The 19,383-nt window shown below is 69.4% G+C and carries 20 protein-coding genes and 1 pseudogene; 7 read left to right on the top strand and 14 right to left on the bottom strand.

Features of this window, described 5'->3' with window-relative positions; all coding sequences use genetic code 11:
* Positions 1-83 precede the first annotated feature (83 nt).
* From IE302_RS26205 to IE302_RS26185, 5 genes are read right to left on the bottom strand one after another with little or no spacing between them, the layout of a single operon-like run.
* On the bottom strand, positions 84-950 hold the full coding sequence (locus tag IE302_RS26205; RefSeq protein ID WP_191257131.1) for an aldehyde dehydrogenase family protein: 867 nt from the start codon (positions 948-950) through the stop codon (positions 84-86).
* Positions 943-2,376 carry an aldehyde dehydrogenase family protein gene (locus IE302_RS26200; RefSeq protein WP_191257130.1) on the bottom strand — a complete coding sequence of 478 codons (1,434 nt, stop codon included), beginning with the start codon at positions 2,374-2,376 and terminating at the stop codon, positions 943-945. Before IE302_RS26200 ends, IE302_RS26205 begins: the two co-directional genes overlap by 8 nt.
* Positions 2,377-2,379: 3 nt before the next feature.
* The gene (deoC, locus tag IE302_RS26195; RefSeq protein WP_191257129.1) at positions 2,380-3,354 is read right to left on the bottom strand and encodes a deoxyribose-phosphate aldolase; all 975 of its coding nucleotides are present in this window, start codon (positions 3,352-3,354) and stop codon (positions 2,380-2,382) included.
* 19 nt (positions 3,355-3,373) lie between these two features.
* Positions 3,374-4,534: a serine hydrolase domain-containing protein gene (locus IE302_RS26190; protein ID WP_191257128.1), complete on the bottom strand. Its 1,161-nt coding sequence runs from the start codon at positions 4,532-4,534 to the stop codon at positions 3,374-3,376.
* 23 nt (positions 4,535-4,557) lie between these two features.
* Entirely contained in the window at positions 4,558-5,169 is a 612-nt protein-coding gene (locus tag IE302_RS26185) for a DUF1707 SHOCT-like domain-containing protein (protein WP_191257393.1), read from the bottom strand.
* Between the two features lie 106 nt (positions 5,170-5,275).
* On the opposite strand from IE302_RS26185, the gene IE302_RS26180 reads away from it, so the two are divergent.
* The 4 genes from IE302_RS26180 to IE302_RS26165 all read left to right on the top strand — a co-directional run bounded on the left by IE302_RS26180 (position 5,276) and on the right by IE302_RS26165 (position 8,350).
* Positions 5,276-5,719, top strand: coding sequence for a protein-tyrosine phosphatase family protein (locus IE302_RS26180; RefSeq protein ID WP_191257127.1), 444 nt, complete (start codon positions 5,276-5,278; stop codon positions 5,717-5,719).
* A gap of 18 nt (positions 5,720-5,737) precedes the next feature.
* A complete protein-coding gene (gene upp / locus IE302_RS26175; RefSeq protein WP_184899384.1) occupies positions 5,738-6,361 on the top strand; it encodes a uracil phosphoribosyltransferase in 624 nt (207 codons plus the stop codon).
* 127 nt (positions 6,362-6,488) lie between these two features.
* Positions 6,489-7,082 (top strand): RNA polymerase sigma factor, encoded by a 594-nt coding sequence (locus tag IE302_RS26170; RefSeq protein ID WP_191257392.1) that lies wholly within the window; start codon positions 6,489-6,491, stop codon positions 7,080-7,082.
* On the top strand, positions 7,079-8,350 hold the full coding sequence (locus IE302_RS26165; RefSeq protein WP_191257126.1) for a hypothetical protein: 1,272 nt from the start codon (positions 7,079-7,081) through the stop codon (positions 8,348-8,350). Before IE302_RS26170 ends, IE302_RS26165 begins: the two co-directional genes overlap by 4 nt.
* 334 nt (positions 8,351-8,684) lie before the next feature.
* On the opposite strand, the gene IE302_RS26160 is transcribed toward IE302_RS26165, so the two are convergent.
* Positions 8,685-9,278, bottom strand: coding sequence for a TetR/AcrR family transcriptional regulator (locus IE302_RS26160; protein ID WP_191257125.1), 594 nt, complete (start codon positions 9,276-9,278; stop codon positions 8,685-8,687).
* Positions 9,279-9,362: 84 nt separating this feature from the next.
* Between IE302_RS26160 and IE302_RS26155 the strand changes: the two genes are divergently transcribed.
* The 3 genes and pseudogenes from IE302_RS26155 to IE302_RS26145 all read left to right on the top strand — a co-directional run bounded on the left by IE302_RS26155 (position 9,363) and on the right by IE302_RS26145 (position 11,772).
* On the top strand, positions 9,363-9,764 hold the full coding sequence (locus IE302_RS26155) for a MerR family transcriptional regulator (RefSeq protein WP_191257124.1): 402 nt from the start codon (positions 9,363-9,365) through the stop codon (positions 9,762-9,764).
* Positions 9,761-10,744 carry an aldo/keto reductase gene (locus IE302_RS26150; RefSeq protein WP_191257123.1) on the top strand — a complete coding sequence of 328 codons (984 nt, stop codon included), beginning with the start codon at positions 9,761-9,763 and terminating at the stop codon, positions 10,742-10,744. The genes IE302_RS26155 and IE302_RS26150 overlap by 4 nt, the downstream gene beginning before the upstream one ends.
* A 25-nt stretch (positions 10,745-10,769) precedes the next feature.
* Positions 10,770-11,772, top strand: a pseudogene (locus IE302_RS26145) (aldo/keto reductase).
* A gap of 49 nt (positions 11,773-11,821) precedes the next feature.
* On the opposite strand, the gene hisS reads toward IE302_RS26145, so the two are convergent.
* From hisS to IE302_RS26105, 8 genes are all read right to left on the bottom strand, one after another.
* Positions 11,822-13,108: a histidine--tRNA ligase gene (gene hisS / locus IE302_RS26140; RefSeq protein ID WP_191257122.1), complete on the bottom strand. Its 1,287-nt coding sequence runs from the start codon at positions 13,106-13,108 to the stop codon at positions 11,822-11,824.
* 36 nt (positions 13,109-13,144) lie between these two features.
* A complete protein-coding gene (locus tag IE302_RS26135) occupies positions 13,145-13,534 on the bottom strand; it encodes a hypothetical protein (protein WP_191257121.1) in 390 nt (129 codons plus the stop codon).
* Positions 13,535-13,630: 96 nt separating this feature from the next.
* Positions 13,631-14,815, bottom strand: coding sequence for an amidohydrolase family protein (locus IE302_RS26130; RefSeq protein ID WP_191257120.1), 1,185 nt, complete (start codon positions 14,813-14,815; stop codon positions 13,631-13,633).
* Positions 14,812-15,945, bottom strand: a complete 1,134-nt coding sequence (locus IE302_RS26125) for an MAB_1171c family putative transporter (RefSeq protein WP_191257119.1) — start codon at positions 15,943-15,945, stop codon at positions 14,812-14,814. Before IE302_RS26125 ends, IE302_RS26130 begins: the two co-directional genes overlap by 4 nt.
* Positions 15,942-16,463: a hypothetical protein gene (locus IE302_RS26120; protein ID WP_191257118.1), complete on the bottom strand. Its 522-nt coding sequence runs from the start codon at positions 16,461-16,463 to the stop codon at positions 15,942-15,944. Before IE302_RS26120 ends, IE302_RS26125 begins: the two co-directional genes overlap by 4 nt.
* Complete coding sequence (locus IE302_RS26115) at positions 16,460-16,852, bottom strand: helix-turn-helix domain-containing protein (protein WP_191257391.1); 393 nt, start codon at positions 16,850-16,852, stop codon at positions 16,460-16,462. The genes IE302_RS26120 and IE302_RS26115 overlap by 4 nt, the downstream gene beginning before the upstream one ends.
* Before the next feature lie 402 nt (positions 16,853-17,254).
* Complete coding sequence (locus IE302_RS26110; RefSeq protein WP_191257117.1) at positions 17,255-17,707, bottom strand: flavodoxin family protein; 453 nt, start codon at positions 17,705-17,707, stop codon at positions 17,255-17,257.
* A 2-nt stretch (positions 17,708-17,709) separates the two neighbouring features.
* A complete protein-coding gene (locus IE302_RS26105; RefSeq protein WP_191257116.1) occupies positions 17,710-19,356 on the bottom strand; it encodes a phospho-sugar mutase in 1,647 nt (548 codons plus the stop codon).
* Positions 19,357-19,383: the final 27 nt, after the last annotated feature.

Genomic DNA, 19,383 nt, shown 5'->3' with positions numbered 1-19,383 from the left:
CCGTACCGGATCGCGTTCAGCAGGCTAAACGCGATCCGGACGGACGGGTCCGCATTCAGAGGACTAAACGCGAAGGGGAGGGGTCAGACGCCCAGCGGGTGCCAGACGGTCTTCGCTTCCAGGTACCGCCGCAGCCGCGAGATGTCCGCGTCGGCGGTCCAGTCCGGCTCGGCGTCCGGGACGGTCAGGACACGCTTCACGGTGCCGGCGGCGTCGCGCGCCAGGTCCGCCCGCGCGGAAGGCTCCGCACCGGTCGGGTCGAGGGCGTTGACGTCGCCGTGCGACGCGAGCCACGAGCCGAGCTCCGACGCGCGTCCGGTCAGGATGTTCGCGACCCCGCCGGGCAGGTCGGACGTCGCCAGGACCTCCGAAAGCGTGATCGCGGGCAGCGGCCGGTCCGCGCTGGAGACGACCACCGCGGTCGAGCCCGTCGCCAGCACCGGGGCCAGCACGCTCACCAGGCCCAGCAGCGACGACTGCTGCGGTGCCAGCACGCCGACGACACCGGTCGGCTCGGGCACGGTGAAGGAGAAGTACGGACCCGCGACGGGGTTGGCCGCGCCGAGCACGGTCGCGATCTTGTCCGTCCAGCCCGCGTACCAGACCCAGCGGTCGATCGAAGCGTCCACAAGGGACTGTGCTTTCTTCGCCGCGACGCCTTCGGACGCGGAAACCTCCGCGACGAACTGCTCGCGACGGCCTTCCAGCATCTCCGCCACCCGGTACAGCACCTGGCCGCGGTTGTACGCCGTCGCCGCCGACCAGCCGCCGAAAGCCTTGCGGGCGGCGGAAACCGCGTCACGGACGTCCTTGCGGGAGGCATGCGAGGCGTTCGCCAGGAACTTGCCCTTGCTGTCGGAGACCGGGTACACGCGGCCCGACTCCGAGCGCGGGAACTTGCCGCCGATGTAGAGCTTGTAGGTCTTGGCTACCGAAATACGGTCAGACATCGAGGTAGGCCTCCAGTCCGGTGCGTCCGCCTTCGCGGCCGAAACCCGACTCCTGGTAGCCGCCGAACGGCGCGGCGGGATCGAAGCGGTTGAACGTGTTGGCCCAGACGACACCGGCGCGGAGCTGGTTCGCCATCCACAGGATGCGCGAGCCCTTCTCGGTCCAGATACCGGCGGAGAGCCCGTACGGCGTGTTGTTCGCCTTGGTGACGGCTTCGTCCGGCGTGCGGAAGGTCAGCACCGAGAGCACCGGCCCGAAGATCTCCTCGCGGGCGATGCGCATCGACTGCTGGACGTCCGAGAACACCGTGGGGGCGAAGAAGAAACCGCGTTCCGGCACCGGGCACGGGCTGGTCCAGCGCTCCGCGCCCTCGGCGTCGCCGGACTCCACCAGTCCCTTGATCTTCGCGAGCTGTTCGGCCGAGTTGATCGCGCCGATGTCGGTGTTCTTGTCCAGCGGGTCGCCCAGCCGCAGCGTCGAGACGCGGTAGCGCAGCTTTTCGAGGACCTCTTCGGCGACGGATTCCTGCACCAGCAGGCGAGAACCCGCGCAGCAGACGTGGCCCTGGTTGAAGAAGATCCCGTTGACGATCCCCTCGACGGCCTGGTCGAGCGGCGCGTCATCGAAGACGACGTTCGCGGCCTTGCCGCCCAGCTCCAGCGTCAGCTTCTTCGCGGTGCCCGCGATCTGACGCTGGATGGCCTTGCCGACCTCGGTCGATCCGGTGAAGGCGACCTTGTTCACGTCGCCGTGGCCGACCAGCGCGGCGCCGATGTCCCCGGCGCCGGGCAGGATGTTGACCACGCCGGGCGGGAGTTCCGCCTGCTGGCAGATCTCCGCGAACACCAGCGCGGTCAGCGGCGTGGTCTCCGCCGGCTTGAGCACCACTGTGTTGCCGGTGGCCAGCGCGGGCGCGATCTTCCACGCCAGCATCAGCAGCGGGAAGTTCCACGGGATGACCTGGCCCGCGACGCCGAGCGGCTTCGGGTTCGGTCCGTAGCCCGCGTAGTCGAGCTTGTCGGCCCACCCCGCGTGGTAGAAGAAATGCGCGGCGGCCGTCGGCACGTCGGAATCACGCGATTCCTTGATCGGCTTGCCGTTGTCGAGGCTTTCCAGGACGGCCAGCTCCCGCGAGCGCTCCTGGATCAGGCGCGCGATGCGGAACAGGTACTTGGCCCGTTCCGAGCCCGGCATCTTGGACCAGACATTGTTGTACGCCTTGCGGGCGGCCTTGACCGCGATGTCCACATCGGACACCGACGCGGTGCCGACCTCGGCGAGCACCTCTTCGGTGGCCGGGTTGATCGTCTTGAGCGGCTCACCCGAGCCGTCGACGAACTGGCCGTTGACGAACGGCCGGTACTGCGATTTGAGATTCGCGAGGTCGCGCGATTCGGGCGCGGGCGCGTACTCGAAGATGCCCATGGATCAGTCCACCGTCACGTAGTCGGGACCGCTGTAGTGGCCGTCGGCCTGGGTGCGGCGCTGCAGCAGGAGGTCGTTGAGCAGGCTGGACGCCCCGAACCGGAACAGATCCGGGTTCAGCCACTGCTCGCCGGCGACCTCGTGCACCGCGACCAGGTACTTGATCGCGTCCTTGGTCGTCCGGATGCCACCGGCCGGTTTGACGCCGCGCAGTTCACCGGTCTGGACGAACCAGTCGCGGACGGCCTGCAACATCACGTGGGTGACCGGCAGCGTCGCGGCGGGCGACACCTTGCCGGTGGAGGTCTTGATGAAGTCGCCGCCGGCCAGCAGCGCGAGCCAGGACGCGCGGCGGACGTTGTCGTAGGTGGCCAGCTCACCGGTTTCGAGGATGACCTTGAGGTGAGCGCTGCCACAGGCGGCCTTGATCGCCTGGATCTCCTCGAAGACCTCCAGGTAGCGGCCTTCCAGGAAGGCGCCGCGGTCGATCACCATGTCGATCTCGGCGGCCCCGGCGTCGACGGCGATCTTGGTGTCGGCCAGCTTGATCTCGCGGCTCGTGCGCCCGGCGGGGAAGCCGGTGGCGACACTCGCGACGTGGATGCCGGTGCCGCGAAGCGCCTCGACAGCCGTCTCGACCATGTCCGGGTACACGCAGACGGCCGCGACCTGCGGGGTGTCCGGGCGTTCCGGGTCCGGCCGCTTGGCCTTCGCCGCGAGCGCGCGGACCTTGCCCTGGGTGTCGGCGCCTTCGAGGGTCGTCAGGTCGACCATCGAAATGGCGGTGTCGATCGCCCAGAGCTTGGCGGCCTTCTTGATACTGCGCGTGCCGAGTCCCGCGGCCCGCTGCTCGACGCCGACCTGGTCGACACCAGGCAGCCCGTGCAGGAACCGGCGCAGGCTCGCCTCGTCGCGAGTCGCGTCCGCCAGCGGCGACGGGGTTGCCGTCGCCGCCGGCGAGCTGGTCGTAGCTGTCATACGGGTGAGTGTAAGCGGCCTACAAGCTGGGCACCGGGGCCTGGGCGGCCGCCCTGGTCGGGATCACCGGCGAGCAGAACTCGCTGATCATCGGCAGCTGCCGCTTGAGCGAGGCGTCCGGTGACGCGGTGAGGTCCACCGTGGCCAGTGTGGAGATGTTCTTGCCGGACTCGTCGTGGAAGCTGAGGGTGTTGAAGCCCGGCAGATCGCCGCCGTGCCCCCAGATGGTGATGTCCTCCGCGCAGGCGCCCGCGGTCTTGAGGTTCAGCTTCATCAGGCCGAGGCCGTATTCGAGGGCGCCACCGGCCGGGACGGTCGTCTTCATCTGCTTCAGCAGGTCCGCGGACAGCAGGCGGCCGCCGAACAGGGCCTCGAAGAAGCGGTTGAGGTCCTTGCCCGAGGAGACCATGCCGCCCGCGCCGAAGTAGCGCGAGTAGTTGTAGGTGGTGACGTCGGTGAGGCCGCGCGGCGCGTCGTACAGCTGCTCGTAGCCGCGGGCGGCCGCGCCGATCAGGAACGGGAAGTCACGCGGCAGCGAGGTGTCACGCAGGTGCAGCGGGCCGGTGATGCGCTCGGCCAGCGCGCGTTCCAGCGGCTTCCGGGTGATCTTCTCGACCAGCAGGCCGAGGACGTTGTAGCCGGTGTTGGAGTACGCCCAGCCCGTCCCCGGCTTGAACTGCAGTGGCTGCTTCGTCACGCTCAAGCGGATCTGGTCGTCGCTGTCGAAATGCTCGAAGCGCTCGGTGTCGACCTCCGGCCAGGACGCCCACGTGTCTTCGGGAGCCAGGTCGCGCGGGAGGCCGCTGGTGTGCTGCAGCAGCTGGCGGACGGTGATCGGCTCCGGATACGGCAGCAGGCCCGGCAGGGAGCGCTGCACGGGTTCGTCCAGCCCGACGCGCTTTTCGGCGACGAGCTGGAGGACGAGCGTCGCGACGAACACCTTGGAAACGCTGGCGATCCGCCAGCGGCCCGACGCGTCGGGCTTACCCGGCCTGTCGATCTTCGCGACGCCACTGGCGCCGCGGAAATCGTCGGCGACGGAGACCATGCCCGGGATGCCCGCGGCGACCGCCGCGTCCATCGCGGTCTGGCGCGGATCGGTCTTCCCGGCGGCCGCCGCCGGGAAGGCGGTGACGGAAAGCAGTGCGGCACAAGCGATGGCGACGAAACTTCGGCGCATCAGACGAATCCCCCAGGTTCGGCTCAGATTTCGATTTCAGGTACTTCCTTCTTACGCGGTTTCCGCTTGACGACGACGCCGCCCCAGAACGCGAGGCCGGTGATCTTCACCGTCGGCGCGGTCGGCGGCGCGGCGGGCGTCCCGGCGCGGTCCTCCAGTTCGAAGGCCCCCATGAAGCCGATTCCGGTGACGTCCACGTTGATGTCGTCGGGCACGATGATGTCGATCCCGCCCATGATCGCGACCGCGGTGATCGTCGAGTGCTTCTCGGCGAACCGCGCGTGCCGCAGGTCGAGTTCGGCGCCACCCCAGAACGCGAAACTGTTGTGCTGCGGCGGGACCACCCAGCTGCCCTTGCGTGACGCGCCGGACATGACGGCGATCGAGGCGCCGGACCCCGGGTGGCCGCCGATGCGGTCGTCGGGCAGGCCGAGCGCGCGCGACGTCGCGGGCTCGATCGCCGACCGTGAGTGCTGCGGCAGGTCCGCGGTGACCGGTTTCAGGTCCCCGACGGTCTTGGCCGCGTAGACGATGGTGAGCCGTTCTTCCAGCTCGTTGATGGTGATGCGCCCTTCGGACATGGCCGCGTGCAGCACCTGCGCGACCTGCTCACGGTCGGCGTCGGAGATGCGCATCTGTTCGGGTCCCGGCAGGGCTGGCTCTTCGCTCACGTGCGGGAGCCTAGCGCCGGTCGGGGGCCTGGGCGTCCACCTTCCGGCGGAGGCGTGACATTCTCCCATGATGGGGAACTCACTACCCGGCGCCGTGGAGCTGCCGGACGGGGTGAAGGTGCGCGGACGGGGCCTGGGTCGCCCGTGGCCGGAAGGACCTTCGCCGGATTTCGGGCTGTATCTCGGTGGCGCGAAGCTGCACCGGAAGCACGATCACAAAATGGACTGGGAGCGGGCGTGGATCCGCTGGCCCGACTTCCTGCTGCCGACCGACTGGGCGGACGCGCGACGGCGGATCGTCGACCTGCACGAGCGGGCCGCGGCCGGGGAAGGCGTCGAGGTCGCCTGCTACGGCGGGGTCGGCCGGACCGGCACCGTGCTGTCCTGTCTGGCCACGCTCGGCGGGCTGACCGCCGAGGAGGCCGTGGCCTGGGCGCGGGCGAACCACGACAAGCGTTCGGTGGAGACGCCGTGGCAGCGCCGCTGGGTCGGCTGGTTCGCGCGGCAGCCCTGAGGAGATAAATTGACCGGCATGGATGTGCACGTCGTTGATCACCCGCTGGCCAAGGCCAGGCTCTCCACCATGCGCGACGCGCGCACCGACAGCGCGGCGTTTCGCGCGGCGCTGCACGAACTGACCGTCATGCTGGTTTACGAAGCCACGCGCGACATGCCCGTGCGGATCGAGCGGATCCACACGCCCGTGGCGCGCACCGACGGCTACGCGCTGGCGAGCCCGCCGCTGCTCGTGCCGGTGCTGCGGGCCGGGCTGGGCATGGCGGACCAGGCGCACAAGCTGATCCCGGACGCCCAGATGGGCTTTGTCGGCCTCGCCCGCGACGAAGAGACGCTGAAGCCGACGCCGTACCTCGAATCGCTGCCCGAATCGCTCGCCGACCGGCCGGTGCTGGTGCTCGACCCGATGCTGGCGACCGGTGGGTCGATGGAGTACACGATCCGGTTGCTGACCGACCGGGGCGCCACCGACGTCACCGCGATCTGCGCGCTGGCGGCCCCCGAGGGCATCGCGCATCTGGAGAAGACCGGGCTGCCGCTGCGCGTGGTGACCGCGAGCATCGACGAGCGGCTGAACGACTCCGGGTTCATCGTGCCGGGCCTCGGCGACGCGGGGGACCGGCAGTACGGCGCCGTCTGACCTGCCGGATCGCGTTTAGCCCGCTAACCGCGCTGGGCACCGGATCGCGTTCAGCGGGCTAACCGCGATCCGGTGCCGTTCGCAACATCTCGCCGGGTGCCGGTCACTGACAGGTGTGACCAGAACAGTGACCGGAACGGCGGGGGTGCCGGTGGACTCGTGCGGACCTCCTCCCGACAGGAACGACACGGAGCTTTGGCACGCGGCCGCGGGCGGTGATCACGGAGCGTTCACCGAGCTCTTCGAACGCCACGCCCAGTCCGTGTGGAACCACGCGTATCGGCTGACGGGGTCGTGGGCCTCGGCCGAAGACCTGACGTCGACGACCTTCCTCACCGCCTGGCGGCGCCGGGCGGACATCACGCTCATCCGCGACAGCGCGCTGCCCTGGCTGTACACCGTGGCGGGAAACCTCGCGCGCAGTGAGCACCGCAGCTCCGGGAGACGGCTCCGGCTCGTCCGGCGGCTGCCGGAGCCGCGGTCGGTGTCCGACCATGCCGACACCGTCGTCGACCAGCTCGACGGCGAAGAGCGCCTCCGGCGAGTGCTCGCGCTGGTCGCGAAGCTGCCGAAGTCGCAACGCCAAGCCGTCGAACTCTGCCTTCTCGGGGATCTCTCCCTTTCCGACGCCGCCGAACTGCTCGGCGTCGCCGAGGTGACCGTTCGCGCCCACATCTCTCGGGCCCGCGCGCAGCTGCGGGTCGCCCTGGAGGAGAAATGACCGACGACCTCGGCCTGCCCGGCAGGCGCGAACTTCCCCCGGAAGTGCTGGACAACCTGCGGATGTCCCTGCGGGAGGGGATGGGAAAACCCGTGCGGCGGCGATGGCCGATCGGCGCCGCGGCGGCCGCCGTCGTCCTGGTCCTCGCGGGCGCCCTGGTGGCGACCTTGATCATCCGGGAGCCGGACGGGCCGGGGCCCGTCGTCGCCGACCCTGACTTCTCCCTCGACTGGCCGAAGGCGATCCCGGCCATGGACCGGTGCTGGGCCGCGATCCAGGCCCAGGGCAAGGCCGCGAGCTTCCCGGCACGGGACGGATGGGTACCGCTCTTCACCGTCCTTTCGCCCGCGGTCACCGTCGTCGCGATGACGGCCGGCGGCAAACCCTTCTTCTGCGAGACCACGCGGACGACCGCGACCGTCTCCGATCCGGACGACCATCCGATCTACACCGACGGCGGGAAGACCGCGGCCCTGCTGATGACCGACGGCGGGACCGTCGCCGGCATCGCCGACCCCAGCTGGCCGAAAGTGGAGATCACCGGGCAGAACGACTCCGCCTCGCCCTTCAGGGACCTGCCGATCTTCCGGCGGGGGAACCTGTTCGTGTACCTGGGGTCGATGAAGCCGACGAGGACCGCCTACTCGGTCGGGCCCACTCCCGGTGGACAGTCCCGCACTCTCCACTACCAGGCGCCGTACCTGTTGCCGCCGGCGTCGCTGCCTGCCGCGTCGGCGATCGACCGGCCGGTGACGCCGGAGCGGGAATCACCGGCGGGTGAGTTCTTCAAGGTCTGCACGGAGAGGGCGTTCGAAGCGGTGCCCGACGTGGACGCCTACCGGGCCGGCGCGCTGCTCGAAGGCGACGACGTCGCGGTGGTCGTCGCCCGCCTCGGCGACGAGGTCATCGTGTGCCAGGGCGGAGTCGGATACCGGGACGGGAAGACCGCGTTCTACCGGGCCTTCCCTCAGCGGCCGGATCCGTCGTCGATTCGCGCGTTACGGACCGAAACGGTCGGCAATGTGGATCGGAACGGGGCCGCCGTCAAGCCGCGGAACGCCTACCTGGGGGTCGTGCCCGAAGCCGCGGCCGCCGTGAAGCTCGACTTCGGGACCGGCAAGACGATCGACGCGACGGTCGGTGCTGGGACCTTCGGGGCTTGGATTCCGGACGGCGTCAGTCAGGACATCGAGAACGCACGGGTGGGGATCACCGTCCTGGACGCGGCGGGAAACCTGCTGCACCAGGGCACCCTGCCGCTCTACTGACCGCGCCGACCGCCGGATCGCGTTTAGCCCCCTAATCGCGATCCGGTGGTGCGGAAGCGCGTGAAGGCCCCCTTCCCTCGGCTCAGCCGAGGGAAGGGGGCCTTCACGCGCGTCGGGGGTCCCTGGCCTGCAGATCGCGTTTAGCCCGCTAAACGCAAGGTGCCCGCGCAGGGGCCCGAGGGTGGTCGCGATGTCCGTGAAGGACTCCTTGAGGGACCCAGAGTCCCTCAAGGAGTCCTTCACGGAACTTCAGCGGTAGGGGGCGAGCGGCGCGCGACTGATCGCGTTTAGCGGGCTAAACGCGAAGCGGTGGGCGAACCGGCGGGGCGAAGCGTCAGCGGCGCAGCCAGCCGGAGGCGTTCGCCCGCAGCGCGGTTTCGTAGGCCGCGCTCACGGTGAACTCCTCCGGCAGGTTCCCGTTCAGCTCCAGCGACACGAGCCCGTGCACGAAGCCCCAGCAGGCGACCGTGACGACCTCGGGCGGCACGTCGAGGAAGACGCCGTCGGCGACGGCCTGGCGGATCGTCCCCTCCAGCGGCGCCATCGTGGCGCGAGCCTGGTCGGACGTCTCCTCGGCCGGTTCGAAACCCGGCACCGATTTCGTGAACATGATCGCGTAGAGGTGCGGGTCGGCCAGCGCGCTTTCGCGGTAGGCGACGCCGAGCCGCACGAGGTCCTCGACCGGGTCGCCGGTCAGGGAGACGCCGGACATCCGCAGGCCGAAGCGGCGGAACCCCTCGGCGAAGAGGGCACCGACCAGATCCGTTTTCCCGCCGAAGAGTGAATAGACCGCGGTGGTGGACGTGCCGACGTCGGCGGCCAGTTTGCGGAGGCTGAGGGCCTTCGGGCCATCGGCCGAGATGAGCTCACCGGCGCGGTCCAGCAGTTTCAGCCGGAGGTTCTCGTCGTGCGTCCTGGGACGGGGCATGATCACAGGGTATCGCAACGCTGTTATCAATCGCTCGGATTCGGAGTTGACCTGGAGCGCACTCCAGGTCGTAGTGTCGTTCACATGAGCTACTCGATAGCGGAAGCCGCGCGACGTAGCGGACTGTCCATCGACACTCTCCGGTACTACGAGCGCATCAAACTCGTCGAGCCCCCGGCGCGGGACGCCGCGGGGCGCCGCGCCTACACCGATGAGGACCTCGGGTGGCTGGGGTTCCTGACCAAGCTGCGCCTGACCGGCATGCCCATCAAGCGCATGCGGGAGTACGCCTCCCTGCGCCACCACGGGTCGGCGAGCGCGGGGCGGCGCAAGGCGATCCTCGTCGACCAGCGCACCTCGGTCGCCGAACGGATCGCCGAGCTGCAGGCCTGCCTCGACATCCTCGACTACAAGATCGACCACTACGACCAGGTGGAGCGCAGTGTGCTCGGCATCGGCGCCACCGTGGAGGGAATTTCAGCGTGATCAGCACCAGGAGGCTCGGCGGTCTGGAAGTCGGGGCGCAGGGGCTCGGCTGCATGGGGATGAGCCAGGCCTACGGCGTCCGCAACGACGACGCGGAGTCGATCGCCACCGTCCACCGCGCCCTCGAACTGGGCGTGACCCTGCTCGACACCGCGAACGTCTACGGCGCCGGCGCGAACGAGGAGCTGGTCGGCCGGGCGATCGAGGGCAAGCGGGACCAGGTCGTGCTGGCGACCAAGTTCGGCATCGTGTGGGACAAGGACGGCGGGATGTCCGCTCGCGGCGACGCGGCGTACGTCAAGCAGAGCTGCGAAGAGTCCCTTCGCCGGTTGAACGTCGACCACATCGACCTCTACTACCAGCACCGCGTCGACCCGAACACGCCGATCGAGGAGACCTGGGGCGCGCTCGCGGAGCTGGTCCAGGAGGGCAAGATCCGGTTCGCCGGGATCTCCGAGGCCAGCGCCGAGACGATCCGCCGCGCGCACGCCGTCCACCCGGTGACCGCGCTGCAGAGCGAATGGTCGCTGTGGACGCGCGGCATCGAAGGCGAAATCCGGTCGACCACCCGCGAGCTGGGGATCGGCGTCGTGCCGTTTTCGCCGCTCGGCCGCGGTTTCCTCACCGGCAGCGTGACGTCGGTGAAGGACCTGCCGGAGGACGACATGCGCCGCGGGCTGCCCCGGTTCGCCGAGGGCAACTTCGAGCGCAACATGGCGATCGTCGAGGCCTTGCGCGCGCTGGCCGAACAGAAGGGCGTCACCGCCGGACAGCTGGCGCTGGCGTGGGTCCAGGCTCAGGGCGACGACGTCGTGCCGATCCCGGGCACCAAGCGGCGCAAGTACCTCGAAGAGAACGCCGCCGCCGCGGAGCTGGAACTGTCCGAAGTGGACATCGAGGCCATCGAGAAGGCCGCGCCCGTCGAGGCGATCGCCGGTGAACGGTACCCGGAGCGGCTCGCCCGCGCCGCCGGCAAGTAAATCCCGAAGAAGCACTGGAGAAATCATGACGGGTTCCACCCTGCCCACCCGCAGGCTCGGCTCGCTGGAAGTCGGCGCGCAGGGGCTCGGCTGCATGGGCATGAGCGAGTTTCTACGGCCAGGGTGACGACACCGAATCGATCGCGACGATCCACCGCGCGATCGACCTGGGGGTCACCCTGATCGACACCGCCGACATGTACGGCTTCGGCCGCAACGAGGAACTGGTCGGCCGCGCCCTGTCCGGCAAGCGGGACAAGGTCGTGCTGGCGACCAAGTTCGGCATCGTGCGCGACGAGGCCGAACCCACGAAGCGCGGCATCCGGGGCGACGAATTCTATGTGCGGCAACAGGTCGAGGCGTCGCTGCGTCGGCTGAACGTCGACCACATCGACCTCTACTACCAGCACCGCGTCGACCCGGACGTGCCGATCGAGGAGACCGCGGGCGCGCTCGCCTCGCTGGTCGAACAGGGCAAGATCCGGCACATCGGGTTGTCCGAGGCGGGTCTGGAGACGATCCGGCGGGCGCACGCCGTGCATCCGGTGACGGCGGTGCAGACCGAATGGTCGCTGTGGTCGCGCGACATCGAGGACGAGGTCGTCCCGGTCTGCCGTGAGCTCGGTATCGGGCTGGTGCCGTATTCCCCGCTGGGCCGCGGTTTCCTCACCGGCCGCTTCAAGTCCAAAGAGGACTTCGAGGCCGGTGACTTCCGGCAGACGCTCCAGCCGCGGTTCGCCGACGGCAACCTGGAGCGGAACCTGGCGATCGTCGAGGCGCTGCGTGCGCTGGCCGAGCAGAAGGGCGTCACCGCGGGACAGCTGGCGCTGGCGTGGGTGCAGGCTCAGGGCGAGGACGTCGTGCCGATCCCGGGCACGAAGCGGCGCAAGTACCTCGAAGAGAACGTCGCGGCCGTCGGCCTGAAGCTGACCGCCGAGGACGTCGCCGCGATCGAGGCGGCGGTCCCGGCCGACGCGGTCGCGGGGGAGCGGTACCCCGAAGCGGGCCTGAAGACGCTGTCGCGCTGAACACGAAAGAAGCCGGCACCCCGGTCGAGGGCGCCGGCTTCTTTCGTTGTCACATAAGAGAATTGACCGCCGTGACGACACCGTCGACGGCGACGGTCTGCTGCTCGCGGCTCGCGAGACCGCGGACCGTCACGTTCCCGGCGTCCCAGTCCTCCTGGCCGACGATCACCACGGCCCGCGCCCCGGCCTTGTCGGCCCGGGTGAGTTCCTTGCCCAGCTTGCGGAGCTCGACGGGCGTGGACGTGCGCAGACCGGCCTTGCGGAGCCGTCCCGCGACCTCGCGCGCGGCGTCGGTGAGCTCCTCGACCACCGGGATCACCACGACGTCGGCCTCGCTGCGCGGCTTCGGCGTCAGGTCGTGGGTGTCGAGGAAGTCGATCAGCGTGACGTCGCCCATGCCGAAGCCGATCCCGGGGATCTGCTGCGACGTGAACAACGACGCCAGGTCGCTGTACCGGCCGCCGCCGAAGAGGGCACGGCGGTTCTCCGGGGAGGTGTCGAAGACCTCGAACACGGTCGACGTGTAGTACGCGAGACCGCGCACGATCATCGGATCGAACTTGATCAGGTCCGCGGCGCCGCTGTTCAGCACCTTCACCAGGTTCGAGTTCTCCTTGACCTGCTCGGGCAGCTCGTCGAGCAGCGCGGTGCCGGACGACAGGATCTCGGCCAGCTTCTCGAACTGCTTCTCGGTCAGGCCGATCTCGGTCGCGGTGTCGCTCAGCTTCGCGCGGTCCGACTTCTCCCAGCGGTCCACCAGGGTGAACACCTGCGGCAGCTGCTCCGCGGTGACGCCGACGATGTCGGTGAGCGCCGAGGAGAGCAGGTTCCGGTCGTTGGCCCGCACCTGGAACATGTCCGGGGTCGCCCCGAGCGCGCCCATCATGTCGTGGATGAGCTCGAAGATCTCGATCTCGCAGTTCGCGCTGTCCGAACCGAAGATGTCCGCGTTGATCTGCCAGTGCTCGCGGACCCGCCCACGCTGCGGCCGCTCGTAGCGGTGGCAGTTCGGGTGGCTGTACCAGCGCACCGGGAACTGCAGCGATTTGGCGTTGCCCGCGATCATCCTGGCGACCGACGGGGTCATCTCCGGGCGCAGCGCCAGCCGCTCGCCGCCCTTGGTGGTCAGCGTGTACAGCTGCTGGTCCGCGATCTCCTGCCCGGACTTCCGCTCGTAGATCTCGGCGGGTTCGAGGATCGGCCCGTCGTAGCGGAGGAAACCCCGCAGTTCGAGCACGTCGTAGAGATGGCCGAACACCTGCGTCCGGACGGACATCTCGGCGGGCAGGAAGTCGCGGGTCCCCTTGGCGGGGGCTGTCGGCAGGTATTCAGGCACGTCAGCAAGCTTAACGAGCGGTCGCCAGGGCTTTTGTCAGGGGAAGGCCACGCCGTACGCGGTGGTCAGGATCGCCGCCCCGAGCAGGACGGCCCCGGCGCTGGTGACGCGGCCGCCGAGCTTGCCCTTGCCGGGCGCCAGGTGCAGGAAGAACCCGCCGGACTGGGCGAGCACGCCGAACAGCAGCAGGAAGCAGACGATCCACAACGCGGTGTCCGGGAGCCCGGTCTGCCCGAGGATCTGGAGCGCGACCAGCGCCAGGACGAGCAGGACGCCGGCGTGGGCGTGACCGGCGCGGAACATCCCGCGCTGGTGTTCGGTCAGTTTCCTGTCGCGCAGGACACCCATCAGCGCGTAGCCGCCGTACATCACGGTCGGCAGCGAAACGAGTGCGATGACGGTGAACAGCCTGATCGGGCCTTCCATGGTCTTTCCCTTCGAGGCAAGCGCGGTGGGGAGCGAAGACAAAGATAACACTGTTTTAAAACGGTGTCACCAAACTTGGCGTCCCACTTTCGGGAGTCAGGCCCGGGAGCCGCGCGCGAGGACCAGGCGGACGTTCCGGAGTGCGGAAAGATCGGCGAGCGGGTCGCCGTCGACCACGAGGACGTCGGCGCTCAGGCCGGGCGCGAGCCGGCCGGTGACGTCGCCGAGGCCGAGTCCGGCGGCGCTGTCCTCGGTCGCGATCTCGAGGATCCGCCGCCTGCCGAAACCGAGCCATTCGTAGAGTTCGAGAGCGCCGACGGGATCGTCGAAGACCGAACCGGGCAGTCCGGCGTCGGTCCCCGCCAGGAGCGGGACGCCCAGCTCCTCCAGCCAGGACAACCTGCCGTAGACGGTCTTCGCGAGTTCCTCGCCCATGCGCTCGGCGAGCATCCGCCAGTTGCGGCTGCTCGTCGAACACGCCGCGATGCCTTCGGCCGCCATCCGTTTGGCGACGCCTTCGCGCCGGTCCTGTCGCTGCGGCCCGGTCATCCAGGTGCAGTGCTCGATCGTGCGGACGCCCGCCTCGACGGACGCCTCGATCGCGTCGGAACCGTGCGCGTGCGCCGCGACCGGAAGTCCGCGGGCCGCCGCGTGGCCGACGATCAGGCGCAGGGCGCGGACGTCGAACTGGGACTCCCACATGTCGGCGCCGCCCTCGGTGATCTGGCCGCCGCTGGCCATCACCTTGATCACGTCGGCACCGGCGGCCGCGTTGGCGTCGATCATCGCCCGCACGGAGTCGTCGTCACCGACCACGCCGCCGAAGAAATGACAGTGTCCATTGAGGACGGTCAAGGGTGCCCCCGCGGTCAGCAGACGCGGGGCGGCGGTGCCTTCGGCTTCGAGCTCGGCCCGGACGCGCGCGCCTAGGGCGCCGCGATCGCCGAGGTCCCGCACGGTCGTGACGCCGCTGCGCAGCAGCTGTCCCAACCGGTCTTTGGCGCCCGCGCGGAGCGCGTCGTCCTCGCTCGCCAGGAAGTTCGGCAGCATCTCGCGGGTGGCGTCGAAAGCCAGGTGCACGTGGGCGTTGAACAGACCGGGCAGCAGCGTCGAACCGGGGAAGTCGAGTCTTTCGGCGTCCGGCGACGCTTGCGCGACGACCTCGGCGCGAGAGCCCGCCGCGAGGATCCGGTCACCCTCGACGAGCACGGCGCCGTCCTGGACGGGCGTGCCCGGCCGCGGCAGGATCCGGTCCGCCGTCAGGAGAAGCTGCAAGGTCATGCTCCGTTCCGGGATACCGCGGCCGAGAGCGCGAGCAGCGGCCGTACGTCGGATTCGATGTCCGAGGCGCCGCCCGGGAGCACGAGTTTCGCCCGTCCGTCGGTCTCCTCACCCGCGGCCTGCCGGGCGATCGCGGCCTTCAGCGCCTCCGCCGCCGCGCGCGGATCGTCGGCGGCGAGTGCGGTGAGATCGGTTTCCAGATAAGGGCTCAACTGCACGAGCCCGTCCCGGATCTCGATCACGCGGCGGTAGTACCGGCGGTGGACCGTGCGCGGGCGCCACCGTTCCCACGGCCCCTGCGGCGTCGTCCGCAGCACGATGTTCGGGTAGATCCCGGCCAGCGCGGTCCACAGCGGCGTGAGCCGTTCGTGGTGCAGCCGGTGCTGTCGACGGCGGCGCAGCGCGGCGAACCGCGCGCGGGCACCGGGATAGGTGATGCCGGCGAGGAAGAGCACGATCCCGAGGAGCACCAACGGGACGGCGACGCCGAGCAGGAGCGGGATGGACGGCCCGAACGCCCAGGCGATCACGATGTAGAGCGCGCGGAAGACGCTGCCTGCCGAAAGGCTGATCAGCCCGGCGGCGCTGAGTTTCAGCCCGATCCGCAGATGGCGGTCCGCGGTGCGGATGTACCGGAGGATCCACCAGGCGCAGGCGGACAGGCCGTAGATCAGGTACAGCCCGGCGCCCAGGTAGAACAGCGCCACGCCGGGCTCGTGCACGAGTTTCGGGCTCAGCGCGAGCCCGCGTGCCTCCGGCGGGGTGACGGCCATGGCGACCAGCATCAGCGCGATCGCGCCGGACAGCGGGAGCAGTTCGAACAGGACCCGTCCTGGCCGGCGCGGGCCCAGCGCGGAGCCGAGGAAGACGATCAGCAGCGCGCAGACCCCGATGGCGAGCAGGACGTTGTTGACCAGCCGCCCGGTGCCTTTGCCGGTCAGGCCGTCGAGCCAGCCGGAGATGAGCTTCTGCTGGGCGAGGAAGGAACCGGCGACACAGACGATCGTGATGGTGATCGCCCAGTTCGGCAGGACCCGGGGCGCCCGGTACGTCTGGTAGATCCGCCAGGCGAGCGCGGTCGCGAACAGCACCATCGCCACGACGTTGAGAGGGGAGAACAGTGAGTTCACAGCCACCCTTGATGGTCGCCCAGCGCGCCTTGGACGCGGCGGACGTCATCGTCGTCGGCGCGACGGGGAATCGTGTAGTTCAAGACCGACGCCCATTCGAGGATGATGGTCGCCACGGTCTCGGCTTCCCATTCGTGCGCCTCATCGTAGGAGGTGCGGCGTAACGCGCGATGGACGGCGTCGCCGTCGAGACCGGGGGCGGGACCGCGCAGGAAATCGGCGGGTTCGGCGTCGCCGCCGGGATGGTGATCGGCGAGCATGTGCCCGAGTTCGTGCAGGATGATGTGATCCTGATGGGACTTCGTGGTCTCCTGCTGGAAGAAGATGTAGTCCGCCGTCCCGGTGGCGATCCAGCAGCCGAACGGGCCCGGGACCTCCAGCGGATACGGCATCAGCCGGATCGGCCTGCCGCGCTGCTCACCGAGCCGCTCGCAGAGCACGCCGACGTCGAGCGGAGGTTCGATGTCGAGCTTGTTCAGCATCTTGCGGCAGCGTTTGCGGAGCTCCCGTTCCTTCATCGGCTCTCGCCCGGTTGGTCGCGCTCGGCCCGTTCGTACCGTTCGACGAGTTCGAGCAGGTCCATGACCTGGCGACGGCCTTGCGGGGAGAGCTCCTGCGCGCGCATGGCCATGAGCTTCGCCTCCCCTGCGGGTTGTGCTTCCTGCTCTTCGAAGAAGTAGGTGATCGGGACGCCGAACAATCTCGCCAGCGCTTCGACGTAATGGATCTTCGGGTTGATCCGTTTGCCGGTGGCGAGTTGCTGGAGGTACGCGGGCGACATCGCGGGCCCGCCGGCGCGATCGATCGCCGCGGACAGCTCGCGATAGCTGTGCGGCGCGCCTTCGTCCGCGCGCGCCGAGTCGATCAGAGCGCTCAGTTTCTGAGCGAAGGTCTGGTCCGGCGACATCATCCCCCCATCCGTCACAGCCCCGTTCCGTAGTCGGAGTGTAACGCGATTCAGCCTGTCCGCAGCTGTTGACAGCACATGTATGCAGTGGTTTACAGTTGTCAAGCGGTTTCGTACCGTGTTCCGGCCTCTCGCTCCGGAATCCGTGCCCTGGGGGTGTACGGACAACGGAGTGAGAGGCGTTTTTCCCGGTGGGTGCACAAGATCGTGCCGGATGTAGTACGCTTGGTCAGTCAAGGTTGATCGCCATCACGGCGAACCCTTGACCTAGGCCTGTTGCCGGAGGTCGACCCCCAGGGCTTCCGGTGACAGGCCCCTTTACTTTCTCCCCGCGTTTCGTCCTCTGAATGCGGTCGTTCGTGTTGCCAACTACCGCATCCAGAGGACGAAATGCGTGAAGGGTCAGGGCATGAGGGTGGCGGCCAGGGTGCCGCCCAGTTCGAAACAGGCTTCCAAATCCGCTTTGCCCGGTTCTCCGGTGACGAGCACCGGAGAAGCCGCGCGTTCCCAGCCGAGGCCGGTGGTGATGCTCTCTATTCCGCGCACGGTGCCCGCGGTGTCGTTGTTGCCGTGCACGAAGAACCCGAACGGACGGCCCCGCGTGGAATCGAGACACGGGTAGTAGACGGTGTCGAAGAAATGCTTCAGCGCGCCGGACATGTAGCCGAGATTCGCCGGTGTGCCGAGCAGATAGCCGTCCGCGTCGAGGACGTCGGGCACTGTCGCGCCCAAGGCCGCGCGGCGCACGACGTCGACGCCCTCGATGTCCGGATGATTCGCGCCGGAGAGCACGGCTTCGAACATCGCCTGCGTCGAGGGCGACGGCGTGTGGTGGACGATCAGCAGCCTGGGCATCGTCAGGCCAGACGGGACTCGATGTCGGCCCGCAGCGCGGCCAGCCGGGCGTCCGCGGCGGCGCGCGCCTCGGCGAGGTCGCCGGAAACCGGCTCCTTCACCTGCAGGTACGCCTTCAGTTTCGGCTCGGTCCCGGACGGCCTGATGACGACGCGCAGCCCTTCGCCGGTCAGGCGGAGGACGTCGGCGTCGGGCAGCAGGTCCTCCATGGTGACGTCGGTGCCGCCCAGCGACTCCGGGGGCGCGGCTCGCAGGCCGGCCATCAGCTTCTCCCGCACCGACAGATCGGTGACCCGCAGCGAGACCTGATCCGTCACGTGCACGCCGTGCTTCGCGGCCAGCTCGTCGAGAACGTCCAGCGGGCCGCGGCCCGCCGCGCGCAGGGAAGCGGCCAGTCCCGCGGCGAGCACGGCGGCGGAGATGCCGTCCTTGTCACGCACGAAACCGGGGTTCACGCAGAGGCCGAGCGCCTCTTCGTAGGCGAAGACGAGTCCTTCACCCGCTCGGACCAGCCACTTGAACCCGGTCAGCGTCTCCGCGTAGCGCGCGCCGAACTCCTTCGCGACCTCGCCGAGCATCGACGACGACACGATCGTGGTGGCCACCAGCGGATCGGCATTGTCACCTCTGTCCACAGTGGACAGAACATGCCAGCCGAGCAGGACCCCGGTTTCGTCGCCCCGCAGCATCCGCCACGAACCGTCCCGTTCGCGGACGCCCAGCGCGCACCGGTCGGCGTCGGGGTCGAGCGCGATCGCCAGATCGGCGTGCACTTCGGACGCCAGCGCCAGCAAAAGGTCCGTCGCGCCCGGTTCCTCCGGATTCGGGAAGGCGACCGTCGGGAAGTCGGGATCCGGCGTGGACTGCTCGGCGACCAGGCTCAGTTCGGTGAACCCGGCGCGCTCGAACGCGGCGCGCAGGGTTTCGGCGCCGACGCCGTGCAGCGCCGTCGCGGCGACCTTGACCCCGCGTTCCGGGCCGCGCGGCAGCAGCGCGACCTTCGCGAGGTACGCGTCCCGGAGTTCGTCGCCCAGGACTTCGGCGCCCGGCGCGCGCGGCACGCTGATCGCCGGGGGAGCGGCCTCGATGGCCCGCTCGATCCGGCCGTCCGACGGCGGGACGATCTGGCCGCCCGTCGCGTCGTAGAGCTTGTACCCGTTGTCCGCCGGGGGATTGTGCGACGCGGTGATCTGGATGCCCGCGACGGCGCCGAGCTCCAGCACCGCGAACGCGAGCACCGGGGTGGGCAGCGGTCCCGGCAGGACCTTGACCGCGAACCCGGCGGCCGTCAGTACCTCGGCGGCGGCCTTGGCGAAGGCTTCCGAACCGTGCCGCGCGTCACGGCCGACCACCACGACGCCGCCCGGATGTCCTTGTGCGGCCAGCCACTCCGCGACTCCGGCCGTCGTGCGGGTCACGACCGCGACGTTCATCCCGTTGGGGCCCGCGCGCACCGGGCCGCGCAGCCCGGCGGTGCCGAATTCGAGCGGGCCCGCCATCCGGTCCGCGAGTTCGGCGGCGGCACCGGCTTCGCCGCCCATCGCGCGGGCGAGGATGTTCTGCAGCTCGACGCGGGAATCGTCGTCCGGGTCGTCGGCGATCCAGCGGAACGCCCGATCCCGGAGTTCCGGGGTCAAGGAAGTCGTCACCGAGTCAGCCTACGGGTACGTTGGAGA

The sequence above is a fragment of the Amycolatopsis oliviviridis genome, assembly GCF_014654365.1.
GTDB lineage: Bacteria > Actinomycetota > Actinomycetes > Mycobacteriales > Pseudonocardiaceae > Amycolatopsis > Amycolatopsis oliviviridis.
The sequence above is the reverse complement of the archived record's forward strand: the minus strand, read 5'-3'. Positions and strand labels throughout refer to the sequence as shown.

Coding starts and splice junctions, on each gene's coding strand:
- IE302_RS26185 (WP_191257393.1), bottom strand. CDS start 5,169: ATGCGCATCTCCGACGCCGACCGTGAGCAGGTCGCGCAGGTGCTGCAC.
- IE302_RS26190 (WP_191257128.1), bottom strand. CDS start 4,534: ATGCGCCGAAGTTTCGTCGCCATCGCTTGTGCCGCACTGCTTTCCGTC.
- IE302_RS26110 (WP_191257117.1), bottom strand. CDS start 17,707: ATGCCCAGGCTGCTGATCGTCCACCACACGCCGTCGCCCTCGACGCAG.
- IE302_RS26120 (WP_191257118.1), bottom strand. CDS start 16,463: ATGAAGGAACGGGAGCTCCGCAAACGCTGCCGCAAGATGCTGAACAAG.
- IE302_RS26160 (WP_191257125.1), bottom strand. CDS start 9,278: ATGCCCCGTCCCAGGACGCACGACGAGAACCTCCGGCTGAAACTGCTG.
- upp (WP_184899384.1), top strand. CDS start 5,738: ATGGATGTGCACGTCGTTGATCACCCGCTGGCCAAGGCCAGGCTCTCC.
- IE302_RS26155 (WP_191257124.1), top strand. CDS start 9,363: ATGAGCTACTCGATAGCGGAAGCCGCGCGACGTAGCGGACTGTCCATC.
- IE302_RS26130 (WP_191257120.1), bottom strand. CDS start 14,815: ATGACCTTGCAGCTTCTCCTGACGGCGGACCGGATCCTGCCGCGGCCG.
- IE302_RS26180 (WP_191257127.1), top strand. CDS start 5,276: ATGGGGAACTCACTACCCGGCGCCGTGGAGCTGCCGGACGGGGTGAAG.
- IE302_RS26205 (WP_191257131.1), bottom strand. CDS start 950: ATGTCTGACCGTATTTCGGTAGCCAAGACCTACAAGCTCTACATCGGC.
- IE302_RS26200 (WP_191257130.1), bottom strand. CDS start 2,376: ATGGGCATCTTCGAGTACGCGCCCGCGCCCGAATCGCGCGACCTCGCG.
- IE302_RS26115 (WP_191257391.1), bottom strand. CDS start 16,852: ATGTCGCCGGACCAGACCTTCGCTCAGAAACTGAGCGCTCTGATCGAC.
- IE302_RS26165 (WP_191257126.1), top strand. CDS start 7,079: ATGACCGACGACCTCGGCCTGCCCGGCAGGCGCGAACTTCCCCCGGAA.
- IE302_RS26135 (WP_191257121.1), bottom strand. CDS start 13,534: ATGGAAGGCCCGATCAGGCTGTTCACCGTCATCGCACTCGTTTCGCTG.
- deoC (WP_191257129.1), bottom strand. CDS start 3,354: ATGACAGCTACGACCAGCTCGCCGGCGGCGACGGCAACCCCGTCGCCG.